The sequence below is a fragment of the Rhodococcus sp. ACS1 genome (genome assembly GCF_002300155.1).
Lineage (GTDB): Bacteria > Actinomycetota > Actinomycetes > Mycobacteriales > Mycobacteriaceae > Rhodococcus_F > Rhodococcus_F koreensis.
This window is the reverse complement of sequence record NZ_NSDZ01000001.1, coordinates 805,805-823,243: the sequence shown is the minus strand read 5'-3', so window position 1 is coordinate 823,243 and position 17,439 is coordinate 805,805. Positions and strand designations below refer to the sequence as shown.

Below are 17,439 nucleotides of genomic sequence, written 5' to 3'. Positions count from 1 at the left end.
CGGACTTCGATCGACGGCCGCCTCCGCACAGTGACATCCCGAGAACTCGAGAGGGGGATGTCCCTCAGGTGCGCAGTTCTCGCCAGGAGGGTGAGAACGCCCCCGCGGGTACGGCGAAGACGAGAGGGAAGTGAAAAGAAGAGATGACAGAGAATTCCGCAGTAGAAGTCGATGAGGGCGTGTTCGAATCCACCGCCGTGATCGACAACGGGTCCTTCGGAACCCGCACCATTCGTTTCGAGACCGGTCGCCTCGCGCAGCAGGCCGCCGGCGCCGTCGTCGCCTACCTGGACGACGAGACGATGCTGCTGTCCGCGACGAGCGCCAGCAAGCACCCCAAGGAGCACTTCGACTTCTTCCCCCTCACGGTGGACGTCGAGGAGCGCATGTACGCCGCGGGCCGCATCCCCGGCTCGTTCTTCCGTCGTGAGGGCCGCCCCTCCACGGACGCGATCCTGACCTGCCGCCTGATCGACCGGCCGCTGCGTCCGTCGTTCGTCGACGGCCTGCGCAACGAGATCCAGGTCGTGGTCACGGTGATGAGCCTGAACCCGCAGGACCTGTACGACGTGGTCGCGATCAACGCCGCGTCGGCCTCCACCCAGATCGCCGGACTGCCGTTCTCCGGCCCCGTCGGTGGCGTGCGTGTCGCACTCATCACGTCGGACGAGAACAAGGCCGGCCAGTGGGTCGCATTCCCCACCGTCGAGCAGCTCGAGAACGCCGTCTTCGACATGGTCGTCGCCGGTCGCATCGTCTCCGGCAGCGGTGACGACGCCGACGTCGCGATCATGATGGTCGAGGCCGAGGCCACCGACAACGTGATCTCCCTGATCGACGGTGGCGCACAGGCTCCCACCGAGACGATCGTGGCCGAGGGCCTCGAAGCCGCCAAGCCGTTCATCGCTCGCCTGTGCACCGCACAGCAGCAGCTCGCGGTCAAGGCGGCCAAGCCCACCGGTGACTTCCCCGTCTTCCCGGCGTACCAGGACGACGTGTTCGCCGCCGTCGAGGCCGCCGCAGCGGAGAAGCTCAGCGCGGCGCTGACCATCGCCGGCAAGCAGGAGCGCGACGACAAGACCGACGAGGTCAAGGTCGAGGTCCTCGAGCAGGTCGCCCCGAACTTCGAGGGACGCGAGAAGGAACTCGGCGCGGCATTCCGCTCGCTGACGAAGAAGCTGGTCCGTCAGCGCATCCTGCGCGACCAGTTCCGCATCGACGGCCGCGGCATCACGGACATCCGTTCGCTGTCGGCCGAGGTCGCCATCGTTCCGCGTGCCCACGGCTCCGCTCTGTTCGAGCGCGGCGAGACCCAGATCCTGGGTGTCACCACCCTCGACATGGTGAAGATGGCGCAGCAGGTCGATTCGCTCGGACCCGAGACGACCAAGCGGTACATGCACCACTACAACTTCCCGCCGTACTCCACCGGTGAGACGGGACGCGTCGGTTCGCCGAAGCGCCGCGAGATCGGTCACGGCGCGCTGGCGGAGCGGGCTCTCATGCCCGTGCTGCCCAGCGTCGAGGAATTCCCGTACGCCATCCGTCAGGTCTCGGAGGCCCTCAGCTCCAACGGCTCCACCTCGATGGGCTCCGTGTGTGCGTCGACGCTCGCACTGCTCAACGCCGGTGTGCCGTTGAAGGCTCCGGTCGCCGGTATCGCCATGGGCCTCGTCTCCGACCAGGTCGACGGTGAGACCCGTTACGTCGCGCTCACCGACATCCTCGGTGCCGAGGACGCGTTCGGCGACATGGACTTCAAGGTCGCGGGCACGAAGGACTTCGTCACGGCTCTGCAGCTCGACACGAAGCTCGACGGCATCCCGTCGAAGGTCCTCGCCGGCGCGCTGTCGCAGGCAAAGGACGCGCGGGCCACGATCCTCGAGGTCATGGCCGAGGCCATCGACACCCCGGACGAGATGAGCCCGTTCGCCCCGCGCGTCACGGCCATCAAGGTCCCCGTCGACAAGATCGGTGAGGTCATCGGCCCCAAGGGCAAGATGATCAACTCCATCACCGAGCAGACCGGCGCCAACATCTCCATCGAAGATGACGGCACCGTGTTCGTCGGTGCGACGGACGGCCCGTCCGCGCAGGCCGCGATCGACATGATCAACGCCATCGCCAACCCGCAGCTGCCGAAGGTCGGCGAGCGCTTCCTGGGTACGGTCGTCAAGACCACCGCCTTCGGTGCGTTCGTGTCGCTCCTCCCCGGCCGCGACGGGCTGGTGCACATCTCGAAGCTGGGCAGCGGCAAGCGCATCGCCAAGGTCGAGGACGTCGTGAGCGTCGGCTCGAAGTTGCGTGTCGAGATCGCCGACATCGACAACCGCGGCAAGATCTCGCTGATCCCCGTCGAGGAAGACGGCGCTGCGGCTCCGGCCGAGCAGAGCGAAGAGGCGGCTGCCGAGAAGTAGTCTTCTCCCGGTCACCACGCCGGCGGCCCCGCACGAATCTGTGCGGGGCCGTCGGCGTTCTCGGTCGTGCCGGTGGGTCGTGTCAGGATGCGGTGGTGAACCGTCCGACATACCGCCGCTGCCACGGCGTCTCGACCGCGTGACGGTGATAGTGCTGCCGGACGAACGCGACGGCATCCTTCGCAGGCACCCCGTCGAGCACGGCGATGCAGGCGAGGGCGGTGCCCGTCCTGCCGCGGCCGCCCCCGCATGCCACCTCCACTCGCTCGGACGCGGCGCGGCGCCACACCTCGCCCAGCGCATCCACAGTGTCGCGGCGGTCCCGGGGCAGTGCGAAGTCGGGCCACCGGACCCACCGTGAGTCCCACTGCACCGGCGGCGGTGTGCGCCCCAGCAGGTACACGGCGAAATCGGGCAGGGGGCCGTCGGGGAGCGGTCGTCGCAACCCCCGGCCGCGGACGAGGCGCCCGGACGGCAGGCGGAGGATTCCGGGAGCGTCGGCATCCCAGGTGTCGATCATGGTCGTCACTCTATGCGGGGAATCTGTCCTCATGACGCGCCCGGCCTCGTTCATGCATGCATCACGTTTGCGGCTCTCACCGTGTTTTCGCAGTTCACCCGCGGTTACGCCTCCTCGCTAGCCTTGCAGCACGAGCTACCGGACATCGGGGCGGCGCATGGCGTCGAGGAGTGACCTATGGAGTTCAGGCATCTAGTCTCATTCATCACCATCGCCGAGGAGCTACATTTCGGACGGGCGGCGTCACGGCTGCATCTCACCCAGCCGTCCCTCAGTGCGCAACTGCAGAAGCTCGAGAAGTCTCTGGGTGTGCGACTCGTCGCGCGGAGTTCGCACGAGGTCAAGTTGACCTCTGCGGGCCAGGAATTCGAGGCTCAGGCCCGGTTGATCGTCTTCCAGATGGAGAAGGCCGCGCAGATTGCAAAGGCCACCGCGGAAGGGCGCTCGGGAACCCTGAACATCGGATACAACATGCCGGCGAGCCGGCACGTGCTGCCGTCCGCGCTCGCCAAGATGAGTGCCGTGCACCCGGATGTCGTGGTCTCCTTGTGGGAGAAGCGAACCGGACCGCAGCTTGCGGGCCTCGCGGACGGCACACTCGACGTTGCTCTCGTGTACGGGCATCCGAGGACGGCGGACTTCCGGTACCGGCTGGTCCTGCGGAAGATTCCGCTCGTCGCGGTCGTGGGCAAGGGGCATGTCTGGGCTGGACGCGCCGCGGTCCCGTTCGCCGAGTTGGCGAATCAGGCGTGTGTGATCTTCTCGCGCGATCAGTGTCCGGCCATGTACGACTCGATCTTCGGTGCGGCGTCGGACAGCCGGATCTCGCTCGACGTCGCTCAGACCGCCGATGATCCGGGCGCGACCGCGCACATGGTGTCGGTCAAGCCGTTGGTCGGATTCGCGTCGCTGCCGCGCGCCAGTTCGGGAGGACTCGGTGCGATGGGCGCGAATTCGGTGGCGGTGAAATTGTTCGATCCGATCCCGACGATCGACCTGTATGCGGTATGGCGAACGGTCGAGGCGAACCCTGCCGTGTTCTCATTCCTCGACTGCATCGACGATTTCGACGAATTGAAACGCAGCGATCGTGGCCTGGTCGCTATGTGATTTCGGCTTTGTCTCCGGCTGGGTATCCGCAGTCTTTCGAGTCCTATTTCAGCCCGGATCGAACGAAGGCGTTGACGATGTGCCGCTGCAGGACGACATAGAGCGCGAACACCGGCAGGCACGCCAGCCCGGCGACGGCCATCATCGGCCCCCAGTCGTTGCCCTCGGTTCCCATGAAACTCCGCAGCCCCAGCTGCACGACGGAATTGCTGCGCTGCAGGACCACCGCGGGCCAGAAGTACTCGTTCCAGGCATTGATGAACAGCAGGATCGCCAAGGCCGCCAGCGCGGGACGCAGATTCGGTACCACGACGGTCCAGAGAATGGACCACGAGGATCGGCCGTCCAGCTTTGCCGCCGCGACCAGTTCCTTCGGGAAGCCGGCCATGTGCTGGCGGAGCATCAGGACCCCCAGCGCGGAACACAGGGTCGGCACGATCACTCCCGCGAGGTTGTTGACGAGTCCCAGCTGGTACAGCAGCACGTAGTTGGGAAGCATCGTGACCTGGAACGGCACCAGCCAGGTTCCGACGAATGCGAGGTAGAGCAGGCGTTGGAAGCGGAACGAATACATCGCGAACGCGTACGAGGCGAGCAGCGCGACGAGGAGCTGACCCGCCGCCGAGACCGCCGCGACTGCGAACGTGTTGGCGAGCAGGCGGATCACGTCGACCTTCTCGGTCGCGTCCACATAGTTGCCCAGTGACAACGGCCACGGTACGGGGGAGAGGGAGCCGACGTCGTCGGGGCGCCGCAGTGACGTTGCGAGCAACCAGTAGATGGGAAATGCGCACACGAAGGTGATGGCGAAGAGGACGGCATGTCCCCGCGCCCGCCGCCACAACGGTTCGGGTACGACTGCCTCGCTAGTCGTCATGGAACGAGATCCTTTCCGAGATCCACACGAGCACACCGGCAACGAGACCGAATCCGACGAACAGCATGATGCCCGCGGCGGCACTCAGGCCCGCGTCGAAGCTGTGGAACCCGTAGTCCCACAACAGGTAGTAGATGTTCGTCGTCGCCTGTGACGGTCCGCCCTGGGTGAGGGTGTCGATGAGTGGGAACGTCCACTGGGCGCTCAGCAGCACCGTCATGAGTCCGAGGAACACCAGCGTGGGCGACAGCAGCGGCAGCGTGATCCACCAGTCGATCTGGCGCCGCGTCGCACCGTCGACCTGCGCGGCCTCGGCGTAGTCCCCGCTGATGCCGGCCATTCCGGCGGACACCACGAGCACGGCGAAACCCAGGAAATGCCATCCGGTGACGGCGACGATCACCCACGGCGCCGAGGCAGGTTCGTGGATCCAGTTGGTGTCCGAGCCCAGCACCCGGTTCACGATCCCGGCGCCCGGGTCGAGGAGCCACTGCCACACGGCCGCGCTCGCGACCGGGGCGACGAGAAAGGGCGCGAAGATCAGGCTCTGGTAGACCGCCCGGGCCCGTCCGTGTACACCGCGCGTGACGAATCCGACGACTACCGGTAGCACGAGCGTGAACGGCAGCAGACCGACAATGAGGACGACCGTCCGCCACACGGAGTCACCGACCGCGGGCAGCTCGAGCAGCCGGCGGTAGTTGTCGGCGCCGACGGAAACCATGGGCGTGGTCGGAAGCAGGTTCCAGGAGTAGGTCGAGAGTTGGGCCGCCTGAGCGAGCGGGCGGTACGTCCACACGATCAGCAGCGCGACAGCCGGTGCCAGGAACAGGTACGGCTCTGCCACCCGCACCACCCTCCGCAGAGGGTGGGTACGGGTGGCAGGCACCGTCACCGGTTCCCGGACGGGCGTTGTCGCGTCGGCAAGATCCGGTACGGCGACGAACACGATGTTTCCCTCACCCCTCCTGCAGCGCGAGTGCGTGCAACCGGGCGAGCATGTCCTGCTCGGGTATGTCGTAGACCGTCTCGGCGGGAGTCGCCTCGATCGCGGTGGCGACCACCGTCGTATCGAGGACATCGATCCTGCTGAAACCGTGGCCGGCGACACCTCGGTGGCTGCCCGCCGCCGCGATCGGATCCACCCGGTAGGACAGCGCCGGACCGACCCACACCGGGATCCCCGCCACCGCCCCTGAACTCGTCAGGTGGGAATGCCCGCAGAGGATCATCCGCACATCGGATCCGGCCAGAACCGCCTCGAGCCGGTCCGGACCCTGGAGGCGAAGGTAGTCGACCGTAGCGACCGGCGACGGAATCGGTGGGTGGTGGAGTACGAGGAGCGTTCCGCGCTCACTTGGCAGGGACAGTTCCTCGTCCAGCCAGGTCAGCTGCTCGTTCGTCAGCCAGCCCGCGTGTCGACCGGGGGTGGTGCTGTCGAGGACGATCACCCGGAGACCGTGGATGTCGTGGACCGCGTCGTGCGGTGCCTCGAGATCACGACCGCCGGAGTCGAGCCCGAGCAGTTCGGTGTGGAAGGCAGTGCGGTCGTCGTGATTGCCCATCGCGTAGATGATGTGCGCACCGAGTTCGGCGGCCGCGGGCTCGACAACCGTGCGCAATCGCCGGTAGGCCTCCGGTGCCCCGTTGTCGCTGAGATCGCCCGACAGCACGATCGCGTCGACCCGCTGGCGGGATCCGACTATCCGGTCGAGTGCGCGGGTGAGGTTGTCGAGGGTGTCGATCGTGTCGTGGACGAGGTCGCCGGCGGCGCGGATGTGGGTGTCCGTCAGGTGAATGACCGTGACGTGTGCGGGAGTCATTCGCTGGGCAGAAGCGCGGCGGCCTGCTTCTGGGCGGCTTCGAGGGTGGATTTCGGGTCGGCGTCCTGGTACACGACCGCCTCGACGGCGTCCATCATGCCGTCCCGGATCTGCAGGTAGTTGTTGCCGGGCATCGAGATCCACGGCTCCATCGAGCCGAGTTGGGCGATGTTCGGTGCGAGCAGCGGGTTCTTCTGCGACCACTCTTTCAGCCCGGCGGGATCGTCGACGAGTCCGGTGCGCAGGGGGAGGTATCCGATTCCCTGCGCGATCTTGGTGTAGGCCTCCTCGCTGGTGAGGAACTTGATCAGTTCCCAGGACGCGCGCTGCTTGGCAGGGTCGGATGCAAATGTGAAGAGGGAGGCGCCGGAGTTGGTGGGAACAGGGGTCGTGCCGGCGAAGGTGGGCATCGTGGTGGCGCGCAGGTCCCACTTGTCCTTGGCGCCCTTGACGAAGGTGCCCTGGATCGCGCTGGTCTCGAGGATCATGCCGACATCCCCGCGGGCGAAGGCCTCGTAGCCCTGCTGCTGGCTGAGCTTGGGTGTCGAGCCCGACTGCACCAGGTTCTGAGCCATGTCCGCGACCTGAACGGCCGGGTCGTCCGCGAAGGTGAGCGACGACCGGTCCTCCGCGATGACCCGTCCGCCGTTGGACCGGACGAGACTCTGGAAGCACCAGTCCTTCGCCGTCTTGGTCAGGCAGTCGAGGTATACGCCGCCCTTACCGGTCTTTGTCGTGATCGTGGACGCTGCGGCCGCGACCTCGTCCCACGTCTTCGGTGGTGCCGCCGGGTCGAGACCGGCCTGCTCGAACAGTGTTGCGTTGTAATAGAACACGGGCGTCGAGAAGACGAAGGGCACGCCGTAGGTGGAGCCCTCCCAGTCACCCAGGGTGCGCGCGGTGGGGGCATACGGGTATTTCGCACCGTCGAAGTTCTTCTGCACGGAGGCTTTGCCGACGAGGTCGTCGAGCGAGTGGGCGCCCAGCTGGTGGATCGTGAAGTCCAGGTCACTGAACCCGAGCTGCGCGACGTCCGGGGGCGTTCCGGCCACGGTCTGGCTCTGGATGCTCGAGATCGTGTCGGTGGCCGGGTTCGGACTGTTGCCCTGCGGCTTCTGCGCCGTGACGTGGATGTTCGGATTCTGCTTGGTGAACTCGTCGATGAGGGCATTGAAGGTGTCGGTCCACGCGCCCGCCATACCGTAGTTGTAGCTTTCGAACACGATCGACACCTTCTGGTCCGGAGTGAGTTCCGGCACCGGATCGGTGCTGCTCGCCGCGGAATCGGTGGTGGTGGTGCCGAGTCCGCCGCAGGCGGTCAGGACCAACGAGCTGGTCACCAGCACGCCCAGCCCGGGCAGGGTCTTCTTCACTGTGGTTCTCCTGTTTGTTCGTTGTGGGAGGGTCTCGTGAACGCGCCGGTGCTCATGCCACGACAGCGAGGCTGTTCATGCCACCGACAGCGAGGCACTGTGAGGCGATGCCTCGTGCTCGTGGGGACCGTGCCAGACCAGTCGGCGGCCGGTCACGGAATCGAAGAGTTGAATGTCGGCCGGGTCGACACTGAGTGCGGCGGTGTCGCCGATCCGGGCGGGAACGGGGCGCGGAGAGCGGACGCGGATGACGGTGCCGCCCACTGTGACGTGCAGGATCTCTTCGCTGCCCAGGTTTTCCGATGCGGTGACGACACCGCGGAGTTGGGCATCGGTGCCGTTCAGCCGAATGCGTTCCGGCCGGATGCCCGCGGTCACCTTCTGCGGTCCGGTCGCCGTGCCGGCGGACAGCCCCAGGGGTGCGTCGACGCCGTCGGTGACGAGGTGGAGTTCCCCTGCCCGATAGATCATTGTCGCGTCGAACAGGTTCATCGGCGGCGCGCCGAGGAAGGCGGCGACGAACGTCGATCGGGGAGTGTCGTACAGCTCGGTCGGTGTACCGACCTGCTCGACCCTGCCGTTGTTCAGCAGCGCGATGCGCGTCGCCATCGTCATCGCCTCGACCTGGTCGTGGGTGACGTAGAGGAACGTCGACCCCAGGCGGTGGTGCAGGTCGATGAGCTCGGTGCGGGTCGCGCTGCGCAACGCGGCATCGAGATTCGACAGCGGCTCGTCCATGAGGAAGGCCCCTGGGTCGCGGACCATAGCCCGGGCCAGCGCCACCCGTTGACGTTGTCCGCCGGAAAGCTGGGCGGGACGCCGATCCAGGTGATCGTGCAGACCGAGCGCCGACGCCACGGTGCTGATTCGTTCGCGGATCTCGTCCTTCGACCGCCGGCGGGCACGGAGAGGGAAGCCGATGTTCTTCGCGACGGTCAGGTGCGGGTACAGGGCGTAGCTCTGAAAGACCATCGCAACGTCCCGTCGGCGGGGCGGTGTTCCGGTGATGTCGTTCTCGCCCAGAAGGATGCGTCCCGCGGACGGACTCTCGAGGCCGGCGATCAGACGTAGCAGCGTCGACTTCCCGCACCCGCTCGGTCCCAGGAGAACCATGAACTCTCCGTCGGCGATGTCGAGGTCGATATCTCGCACGACCTGCGCAGCGCCGAACTGTTTCGACACGCCTTCGAGTCTTATCCGCGCCACCCGCACTCCTCGGTTGTTCCGTGTTCTCCGGAAGACACCACAGCAGCCGGGGGTGACGGTGCGGTGAACACCGCACCTCGAATTCCCCTCCCGGTACCGCGCCGGGCGGGGTCACGCAGCGACGATAGGGGGAGTGGGCCCGCGCGATAGAAAACGTCTCATACCTGCGCCACCCGGGCGATAGCCAAGTTCTACCGGGCTCAGTGAAAACCAGTGCAGAGTAGTGGCTTTCGCTCAGCAATCCTACGCTGGCTTCGTGACTTCGCATTCAGACACCGGCCTGCGCCAGCCATCCTCCTCGTCGGAATCTGCGTAACGTTCGTCGTCTGTCTCGACACCAGCATCACCCCGGTCGCGCTGCACACACATCTCCGACGCCGCCGCGAGGGCGAGGGAAATCGGATCGCCTCGCCTGAACGGATCGTGAAGTGGGTGCGCCCGTGTATCGGTCTCATTGTGATTACCCGGAGTTGAACACACCATGAACACCCAGGTGGAGTCTGGTGTGCCGGGTACGCCCCGACGAGACTGGAACAGTGAACGCAGAATTTCTCGTTCTTCTCATCGTCGTCGTCACCGCCCTCGGTTTCGATTTCACCAACGGCTTCCACGACACCGCCAACGCGATGGCCACCTCGATCGCTACCGGGGCGCTCAAACCCCGTGTCGCGGTGACACTGTCCGCGATTCTCAACCTGGTCGGCGCGTTCCTGTCGGTCGAGGTGGCGGCGACCGTTGCCAAGGGAATCGTCAACCTCACCGACACCGGCGGGCAGGCGTTGCTGATCATCGTCTTCGCGGGCCTCGTCGGTGGCATCTTGTGGAACCTCGTGACCTGGCTGCTCGGCATTCCGTCGAGTTCGTCGCACGCCCTCTTCGGCGGGCTGATCGGCGCGACCATCGCGGCCCTGGGGATGAGCGGTGTCGAGTGGTCGGGCGTGATGAGCAAGATCGTCATCCCCGCCGTCCTCGCACCCGTCGTCGCAGCTCTGGTCGCTGCCATCGGCACCTGGCTGATCTACCGCATCACCGCCGGCGTCGAGGAAAATGCCAAGGAGGAAGGATTCCGCTGGGGGCAGATCGGGTCGGCGTCCCTGGTCTCACTCGCCCACGGCACCAACGATGCTCAGAAGACCATGGGCATCATCTTTCTGGCGCTGGTGGCGCACGGCACCATCACGGCCGACACGGCGATGCCGTTCTGGGTGAAATTCTCCTGCGCCCTCGCGATCGCTCTGGGGACCTACCTCGGCGGTTGGCGGATCATCCGGACGCTCGGCAAAGGTCTCGTCGAGATCACGTCGCCCCAGGGTATGGCCGCCGAGTCTTCCTCGGCCGCCATCATCCTCACCTCCAGTCACTTCGGCCTGCCGCTGTCGACCACGCAGACGGCGACCGGATCCATCCTCGGAACGGGAATCGGCAAGTCCGGGGCGGAGGTCCGGTGGGGCGTCGCCGGACGCATGGCGGTCGCGTGGCTGTTCACCCTTCCCTCGGCCGCTGTGGTCGGAGCGGTGTGCTGGGTAATCGCCGACGCGATCGGTGGGCTGCCAGGTGTTCTCGTGGTGTTCGCGCTGCTCCTGGCAGCAGCAGGAGCCCTGTATCTGCGCTCGCGGCGGAACCCGATCGACACCTCGAACGTCAACGAGGAGTGGGACGGCGGTCTGACCCCGCCGTCCGAGAAGGCGCCCAGCTCGCATTCGGCTCAGATCTGAGAGGCAGGCAACGTGGATCTGTTCATGGACACCGTGGACTCGCTCTGGCAGGTCGTTCTCATCGGCCTGCTCTTCGGCGCCGGGCTGCCCGCCATCTTCGCGCTCGGCATCCGGTTCCTGACACTGGGCGTCACGACATCCGCGAACGGTAACGGTGCCACACGGACACCGGCCGCTCTGATCGCCGGTCTGGCGTGTTTCGCGGTGGTCCTCGTCGCGATCGTCGCCGGAATACTTTTCATCATGAAGGACTTCCTCGCCCACGATTTCGGGATCACCGTTTTCTGAACCCGGAAAGGACGCGTGCAGTGCCACGACAACCGATCACTTCAGTTCCGGCGAAGGTCCTGCGCTGGGTGCGCGAGGGCTACCCACACGGGGTGCCCCGCGAGGACTACATCGCGCTGTTCGCCGTCCTGCACCGCAGGCTCACCGAGACCGAGGTGAGTGAGATCGTCGACGAGCTGTCGGCCCCGGACGGGCATGCCCTCGAGGACGGCAAGATCGACCGCGCGGAGATCGAAGAGGCCATCGCCCGCCTGGCCCATGAGCATCCCGGCGACGACGACGTCAAGCGGGTGGCATCTCGCCTCGCCGCGGGAGGCTGGCCGCTGGCTGCGCCGATCGAGGAGAAACCTCCACTCGTGAAGGTACTGCCGCCCCTGTTGACCAACATCATCGAATGGCTGCGCGCCGGCTATCCACTGGGTGTGCCCGAGACGGACTACATCCCCCTCATAGCCCTGCTGCGCCGGCGGCTGTCCGACGAGGAGGTCCGCGAGATCACCGCAACACTGGTCGAGCAGGGCGATCTCCCGATCGGCAAGCCGGACATCCAGGTGATGATTGCCGAGGTCACCGACGAGAAGCCCCTCGACGCCGATGTCGACCGGGTTCACGCCCACCTCGTGGCCGGTGGCTGGGCCATCCCGGACGAGGCGGCGATCGACGAGTCGCACTGACCGGGCGCTGATCAGCGAGGAGGACTGGTGTTCCTGCGTGGAGACACCGTAGCCGACGACCCGCACGCGCTGGACGAGTCGCTGCTCATCGAGCCCGAATGGCGCCGGCCCTCCTGGCGGGGCTTCGTCGCATCGACCCCCGGGCGCCTGTCGGTGATCGCCCTCGTCCTCGTCGCTGCCGCCCTCGCTGCAGGAACGGTCACCTCGGCGATCAACGGGGCGCGTCAACAGGAAATCAACGCCTTGCGGACCCACTCGGAGCCTCTCGCCGACGCGGCACAGAGCCTCTACAGCTCGCTGTCGATCGCAGACGCCGCCGCGACAACGTCCTTCATCTTCGGCGGGGTCGAACCGGTGGCGGTACGTGAGGATTACAACCAGGCTGTCGGTGATGCCTCCAACGCGTTGGTGACCGCCTCGAACGGCGTCGATCCGGCAGACACGGAAGCTTTGGGCCTGCTGTCGGAAGTGTCGCGGCGTTTCGCCGAATACACCAGTCTGGTCTCCACCGCCCGCGCCAACGATCGCTCGGGAAACCCGATCGGAATCACGTATCTGCGCAACGCGTCGTCGATGATGCAGAGCACCATCCTGCCGCTGGCGCACCGCCTCTGCACCGAGCAGTGGAAGTCGGTGGCCGCCACACAGATGCGGACAACCCGACTGCCGGTGGCCGCGTTCGCTGTGACGACCTCCGCTCTCGGCGCGCTCGTGCTCGCGCATGTGTACCTGACCCGCAAGAGCCGGCGGCTGTTCAACCCCGGCCTGATCGTGGCCACACTCCTCATGGCGAGCCTCCTGACGTGGTCGGTGGCAGCGTTCGGGATATCGACGTCGGCGGGTGAGCGTGCGAGGACTGATGGGGCGCAACCACTCAGCGCTATCGCTACGGCCCGGATTCTGGCGCAACAGGCCCGGGCGGACGAGATGCTCGGGGTGTTGCAACGCGGTTCGGACCCCCAATCCGAGGTCGACTTCTCGCGGCATTCGACGGTGCTGTCCGAGATACTCGAACAACACCGGAACTCATCCGGCGAGGCCGCCGACGCCGCGATCGCCGATGCCGCCGCGGCGCTCGAGGGCTGGCGGAGCACCCACGAATCGCTGCAGCAGAAACTCGTGATCGGGGATTACCCGGCGGCCGCCGCCATGGCGGTCGATCCGGGGGCACTCGCGCCGGCTGCCCGGTTTCTCGCGCTCGACGAGGCGTTGCAGTCCGCGATCAACCAATTGAGGAACGAGGAACGTGAGGCCACGGCCGAGGCGTATCGCTCGACATCGCTGTTGGGCGTCGGTGCGGTCGTGCTCGGCGTGCTCGCCGGGTTCTCGGTCGGCGGAGGCATCTGGCCCAGACTGAACGAGTACCACTGATGTCCCGGCGAGGTGAGTGGATGCTGACGAATCCCCGCGTCGAGCATGCACATGGGCGCCGAGAATCTCGTGTTCGTGGCCTCATCGGCGTGCTCGTCACCACCGTCGCGGTACTCGCCGGTTGTGGGACACCCGCGCCCGACACTCCCGCCGTCGCAGGCGACTATTCGGAACAGTCTCTGCCGAACGGAACGCAGATCATCCCGCCGTCGGGTCTCGTCCCTCCGGCGCCTGTTCCGCCGTCGGCGTGCGGGGCGTCGGCGAGCCTGCGTCCGGGACCCCCTGTTCCGGCGGGTGCGGTGCCACCGGGGAGGCTGGTCGCCGACATCGTGGCGCGGGACCGGCTGATCGTCGGCGTCGATCAGGACACCAACTTGCTCAGTTTTCGTGACCCGACCACCGATACCCTCGAGGGATTCGATGTGGACGTGGCGCGGGAGGTCGCCCGCGATCTCCTCGGCGACCCGGCGAAGGTCGAGTTCCGACTCCTCACCCCGGGCGGCCGCCTCGACGCGCTCGAGAAGAACCAGGTCGACATCGTCGCGCAAACCATGACGATCACGTGTCAGCGCGCCGAGCGGGTGGCGTTCTCCACCGTCTATCTCGAGGCGTACCAGCGTGTGCTGGTGACGGAGGGGTCGGGGATCGCGGGGTCTGCGGACCTGGCAGGCAGACGGGTGTGCGCCGCCACGGACACCACCTCGCTCGCGACGATCCGGCGGGTCCAGCCGCAGGCCACGATCGTCGCGGTTCCCGATTGGGCCGATTGTCTGATGGTTCTCCAGCAGCGGCAGGCGGATGCCGTCAGCACGGACGACGCCATCCTCGCGGGTCTGGCCGCTCAGGATCCGACCCTCGAGATCGTCGGACCATCGCTGGAAACGCAGCCGTACGGCATCGGCATCAACAAGACCAACACCGATCTGGTGCGCTTGGTGAACGGCACCCTCGACCGGCTGCGCGTGGACGGAACGTGGATGAGGCTCTACGACCGGTGGTTGACCGTCCTCGGTCCGGTCGCCGGCCCGCCTACGCCGATTTATCGGGATTGAGGATCCGCCGGTCGATCCGACCAGCGGAGCAGGCTCGCAATTAGTGGGGATTATCCATCATCTCAAATCCCCATTACTGCTACGGTGGGGTTCATGTCTTCATCCACGACGCCCCCGGAGCGCCTGTTGCGAAACCCCACGTTCGTGGTGGCGCAGCTGCATCGGGTGGGACGCGAGGACCTCGAGGGTGTGCTGGCGGCCGAGGGGCTGAATCTGCGTACGCACTGGATTCTCTGCTGTCTCGAGGAGCCCGGTGAGCTGTCCCAGAAGCAGCTCGCCGACGTACTGGGGGTCGATCGCAGCGACATGGTGCGACTGCTCGACGACCTCGAGAAGCGCGGGTTCGTGGCCCGCACCAAGAACGCCAAGGACAGGCGCAAGCACGTGCTGTCGTTGACGTCGGCAGGCCGGCAGGTCCGGGAGCGCAGCGACGAGTTGGTGGAGAAGGCATCCGATCAGCTCTACGGCAACCTGTCGGCGAAGGAACGCCGAAGCTTGCAACGCCTCGTCCTGAAGGCGCTGGGCCTGCCGAAGAAATACGCCACCCCATCCACGTAGCCGGCGCAGCCCCGGTTCCACGGTGTCCGTTGCACCGTTTTTCTACCGGCTCGGTTGCTTCTGCGGAAGATCGCACCGGGAACCTACCTACGTGGCGGTTCCCTACACCTCCGTATCTGGGTGGCCCAGCGGCTGATCGAGGCGAGTGGGGCGGCGAACCTGTCCGGCGCCACCTGGATGGTGCATTTCGCGCGCGCACTCGGCGCGAAGATCGGACGGCGGGTCGACCTGCACACCCTGCCGCCCGTCGCCGGAATGATCGAACTCGGCGTGGGCTGCTCGATCGAACCCGAGACGGATCTGTTCGGGTACTGGGTCGACTGCGACGTCTCTCGTGATGCGCGGGGATCGAGTGCCCGACTCGACCCGCTGGCAGGGCAACCCCATTGCACCGGAGCCCGAACACCGCCGATGACCCTGCGTGGGGGACCATTCGCGTGATGCGCCGTCCGCGTCACGGGGAGGCCGCACCGACCGCGGTGTCGAGGTCGGTCAATGCGGCGTCGAGGTGGCCGATGATCCGATGCAGGTGGGGGACCGCGGTGCGGTCGCCGACCACCGCGACGTGCAACTGCCCGGATCGACTGGTCAGTGTGATGCTCAGCGCCTGGCCACGCGCGAGGGTCGGGATCGGGTAGACGGCGTCGAGATGGGCGCCGTTCCAATACCGCGGTCGGGTCGGTCCCGGGGTGTAGGAGATCATCACGTTGAACGGCGGCGGGATGTCGTCGAGGACCCGGCGGACCGGGTCGAGCATGATCGGACTCAATGTCAGGGCACTGATCAGTTGAAATTGGGTACGGCTCAGGGCGGCGACAACTCCACTGGTGTGCGCGACGGAGTCGGCGATCCGGTTCAGGCGGGCGAGTGGGTCGCCTTCGTCGGTGGCCAGGGACACCACCATTGCCCCGATCCCACGGTCGCCGCCCGGCCTGATGGTGGGGCCCTCGCCGAGGTCGAGCGGGACGGGGAGCATCGCGGTCAAAGGCGCGTCGGGAAGGGCGTATTGGTCGAGGAGATACGTGCGCAGCGCTCCCGCGCACATCGTCAACACCACTACGTCCAACGGTGCGCCGGTGCGGGCGGCGAGCCGGCGCAACCGTTTCAGGGGCCAGGATCGGGCGGAGACTTTACGGGCGCGGCCGGTTGGGGCGTTGAAGATCGTCGGCGGGGACTGAAGAGGCAGCGTGAGGGTTTCCTCGGTCAGGCCGTGGTAGCCGGCGCGGACCAGAGTAGGGACGGCGGCGGCAATCTCCCGCGTGATGACCAGGCCGGACCACAGCACTCCGCGTGGGTCCAGTGACTGATGTGGAGCAGGGGCCGCGACGGACGGGCTCCAAGGCGCTGGGCAGTCCCGGCTGTCCGGATCGACCGAGAGCGTACGGTGCAGCAGCCGCATCCCGGAGGCGCCGTCGGTCAAGGACAGGTGAAATTTCGTGTACACGGCGGTGCGCCCGTCGGTCAGGCCCTCGATGACGTGCATCTCCCACATGGGGTGCTGCGGATCGAGCGGGATCGAGTGCATCTGCGAGACCAGCCGCAGCAGCTCGGCCATGGTGCCGTCGCCGGGAACGGCGCTGTGCCGCACGTGGTAGCCGAGATCGACGACTCTTTCCGACCGCCACCACGGATACCCGTGCAGGGGGCGGATGGGCCATTTGCGGAATAGCTCGGAGGCCTCGGTGTTCGCGTGCAGGCGCTCGACCATGTCGGCGGCGTGGGCACCGGATGCGGTGTCTTTCGGGGGATCGAACAGGGTCAGTGTGGCCACGTGCATCGGGTGCGACGGGGATTCGAACAGCAAGAACATCGCCTCGGTCGGGCTCATCGGCGCCAGCCCGCCGATCCCAGCTCGCACGTCCCACCTCCCGGCCTTGTGCGGTCCCGGCAGAGCACACCGCGTCTACGAGGATCGTGGTTTCCGTCGAGACCACAGACACCGGACGGCACTGATTCCACGCAGGCACGCAGGTCCGCGGAATGTGGGATGCGCGCGGGTTCTCGCCGTCGGGGCAACGTGACGACTAGGGCGACTCGTGCACTCTCGGGTACGCGCTGGACGGCGCGATCGTCACGGATTTGTCGAGTGCCTTCACCGCGGCGCGTTCGACGAGCAGGGGCACGAAGTCCCGGATCGGGCAGCTGTCGAATCGATGATGGGCGGTCTCGACCGCATTCTCGACCCGGCCGGGGTCGAGGTATTGATATCGCTGGATCAGGTGTGCGCGCACCACGTCGATGTGCTGCCGCTCGGTGACGTCCATAACAGAAATTGTCGTCCCGTCGACCGCTGTGAGGAAGGGGTTTCCCCAGGTTCACCTGCAGAGCACAGACGTTGCCGGCCGTGTCCGGGACGGGGGGCGGGGTTGACGCCGGTCGGCGGGCTCGACAACGATGTGCCGGTGGATTGCAGCGGCGCAGTCTTGTGACGCACCGCGGCACCGCCGGTGTGGAT

The 17,439-nt window shown here is 66.6% G+C and carries 16 protein-coding genes and 2 pseudogenes; 10 read left to right on the top strand and 8 right to left on the bottom strand.

The features are described from left to right. Positions 1 to 143 precede the first annotated feature (143 nt). Positions 144 to 2,417, top strand: a complete 2,274-nt coding sequence (locus CJ179_RS03900) for a polyribonucleotide nucleotidyltransferase (protein ID WP_015890378.1) — start codon at positions 144 to 146, stop codon at positions 2,415 to 2,417. Positions 2,418 to 2,499: 82 nt separating this feature from the next. On the opposite strand, the gene CJ179_RS03895 is transcribed toward CJ179_RS03900, so the two are convergent. Next, positions 2,500 to 2,937 carry a protein-tyrosine phosphatase family protein gene (locus tag CJ179_RS03895; RefSeq protein ID WP_072937992.1) on the bottom strand — a complete coding sequence of 146 codons (438 nt, stop codon included), beginning with the start codon at positions 2,935 to 2,937 and terminating at the stop codon, positions 2,500 to 2,502. A gap of 177 nt (positions 2,938 to 3,114) precedes the next feature. Between CJ179_RS03895 and CJ179_RS03890 the strand changes: the two genes are divergently transcribed. After that, positions 3,115 to 4,047, top strand: coding sequence for a LysR substrate-binding domain-containing protein (locus CJ179_RS03890; RefSeq protein WP_095860732.1), 933 nt, complete (start codon positions 3,115 to 3,117; stop codon positions 4,045 to 4,047). Positions 4,048 to 4,090: 43 nt separating this feature from the next. Here CJ179_RS03890 and CJ179_RS03885 read toward each other — a convergent pair whose 3' ends face one another. The 5 genes from CJ179_RS03885 to CJ179_RS03865 all read right to left on the bottom strand — a co-directional run bounded on the left by CJ179_RS03885 (position 4,091) and on the right by CJ179_RS03865 (position 9,302). Then, positions 4,091 to 4,924, bottom strand: coding sequence for a carbohydrate ABC transporter permease (locus CJ179_RS03885; RefSeq protein WP_072937887.1), 834 nt, complete (start codon positions 4,922 to 4,924; stop codon positions 4,091 to 4,093). After that, positions 4,914 to 5,873 carry a carbohydrate ABC transporter permease gene (locus CJ179_RS03880; protein WP_179377525.1) on the bottom strand — a complete coding sequence of 320 codons (960 nt, stop codon included), beginning with the start codon at positions 5,871 to 5,873 and terminating at the stop codon, positions 4,914 to 4,916. Before CJ179_RS03880 ends, CJ179_RS03885 begins: the two co-directional genes overlap by 11 nt. Before the next feature lie 10 nt (positions 5,874 to 5,883). After that, positions 5,884 to 6,747 (bottom strand): metallophosphoesterase, encoded by an 864-nt coding sequence (locus CJ179_RS03875; protein WP_095860731.1) that lies wholly within the window; start codon positions 6,745 to 6,747, stop codon positions 5,884 to 5,886. Further along, a complete protein-coding gene (locus CJ179_RS03870; protein ID WP_095860730.1) occupies positions 6,744 to 8,120 on the bottom strand; it encodes an ABC transporter substrate-binding protein in 1,377 nt (458 codons plus the stop codon). The genes CJ179_RS03875 and CJ179_RS03870 overlap by 4 nt, the downstream gene beginning before the upstream one ends. 75 nt (positions 8,121 to 8,195) lie before the next feature. Next, positions 8,196 to 9,302 carry an ABC transporter ATP-binding protein gene (locus tag CJ179_RS03865; RefSeq protein WP_095860729.1) on the bottom strand — a complete coding sequence of 369 codons (1,107 nt, stop codon included), beginning with the start codon at positions 9,300 to 9,302 and terminating at the stop codon, positions 8,196 to 8,198. 560 nt (positions 9,303 to 9,862) lie between these two features. Here CJ179_RS03865 and CJ179_RS03860 point away from each other — a divergent pair. From CJ179_RS03860 to CJ179_RS03830, 8 genes and pseudogenes are all read left to right on the top strand, one after another. After that, on the top strand, positions 9,863 to 11,041 hold the full coding sequence (locus tag CJ179_RS03860; protein ID WP_095860728.1) for an inorganic phosphate transporter: 1,179 nt from the start codon (positions 9,863 to 9,865) through the stop codon (positions 11,039 to 11,041). Between the two features lie 24 nt (positions 11,042 to 11,065). Next, a complete protein-coding gene (locus CJ179_RS03855) occupies positions 11,066 to 11,329 on the top strand; it encodes a hypothetical protein (protein ID WP_095860727.1) in 264 nt (87 codons plus the stop codon). Further along, positions 11,236 to 11,646 (top strand): annotated as a pseudogene (locus CJ179_RS52590) (DUF3349 domain-containing protein); the annotation flags it as partial. The gene CJ179_RS03855 and the pseudogene CJ179_RS52590, both read left to right, overlap by 94 nt. A gap of 48 nt (positions 11,647 to 11,694) precedes the next feature. After that, positions 11,695 to 12,003 carry a DUF3349 domain-containing protein gene (locus tag CJ179_RS52585; protein WP_241031706.1) on the top strand — a complete coding sequence of 103 codons (309 nt, stop codon included), beginning with the start codon at positions 11,695 to 11,697 and terminating at the stop codon, positions 12,001 to 12,003. A 27-nt stretch (positions 12,004 to 12,030) separates the two neighbouring features. Beyond that, positions 12,031 to 13,374 (top strand): hypothetical protein, encoded by a 1,344-nt coding sequence (locus CJ179_RS03845; RefSeq protein ID WP_095860725.1) that lies wholly within the window; start codon positions 12,031 to 12,033, stop codon positions 13,372 to 13,374. A gap of 20 nt (positions 13,375 to 13,394) precedes the next feature. Next, the gene (locus tag CJ179_RS03840; protein WP_257015304.1) at positions 13,395 to 14,426 is read left to right on the top strand and encodes a glutamate ABC transporter substrate-binding protein; all 1,032 of its coding nucleotides are present in this window, start codon (positions 13,395 to 13,397) and stop codon (positions 14,424 to 14,426) included. A gap of 93 nt (positions 14,427 to 14,519) precedes the next feature. Beyond that, a complete protein-coding gene (locus tag CJ179_RS03835) occupies positions 14,520 to 14,984 on the top strand; it encodes a MarR family winged helix-turn-helix transcriptional regulator (protein ID WP_095861052.1) in 465 nt (154 codons plus the stop codon). Positions 14,985 to 15,032: 48 nt separating this feature from the next. Further along, a pseudogene (locus tag CJ179_RS03830) lies at positions 15,033 to 15,314 on the top strand (hypothetical protein); the annotation flags it as partial. Between the two features lie 124 nt (positions 15,315 to 15,438). Here the strand turns inward: CJ179_RS03830 and CJ179_RS03825 are convergent. Both CJ179_RS03825 and CJ179_RS03820 read right to left on the bottom strand, forming a co-directional pair. After that, a complete protein-coding gene (locus CJ179_RS03825; RefSeq protein WP_095860723.1) occupies positions 15,439 to 16,812 on the bottom strand; it encodes a wax ester/triacylglycerol synthase family O-acyltransferase in 1,374 nt (457 codons plus the stop codon). A gap of 196 nt (positions 16,813 to 17,008) precedes the next feature. Next, a complete protein-coding gene (locus CJ179_RS03820) occupies positions 17,009 to 17,248 on the bottom strand; it encodes a three-helix bundle dimerization domain-containing protein (protein ID WP_072937897.1) in 240 nt (79 codons plus the stop codon). Between the last annotated feature and the right edge of the window lie 191 nt (positions 17,249 to 17,439).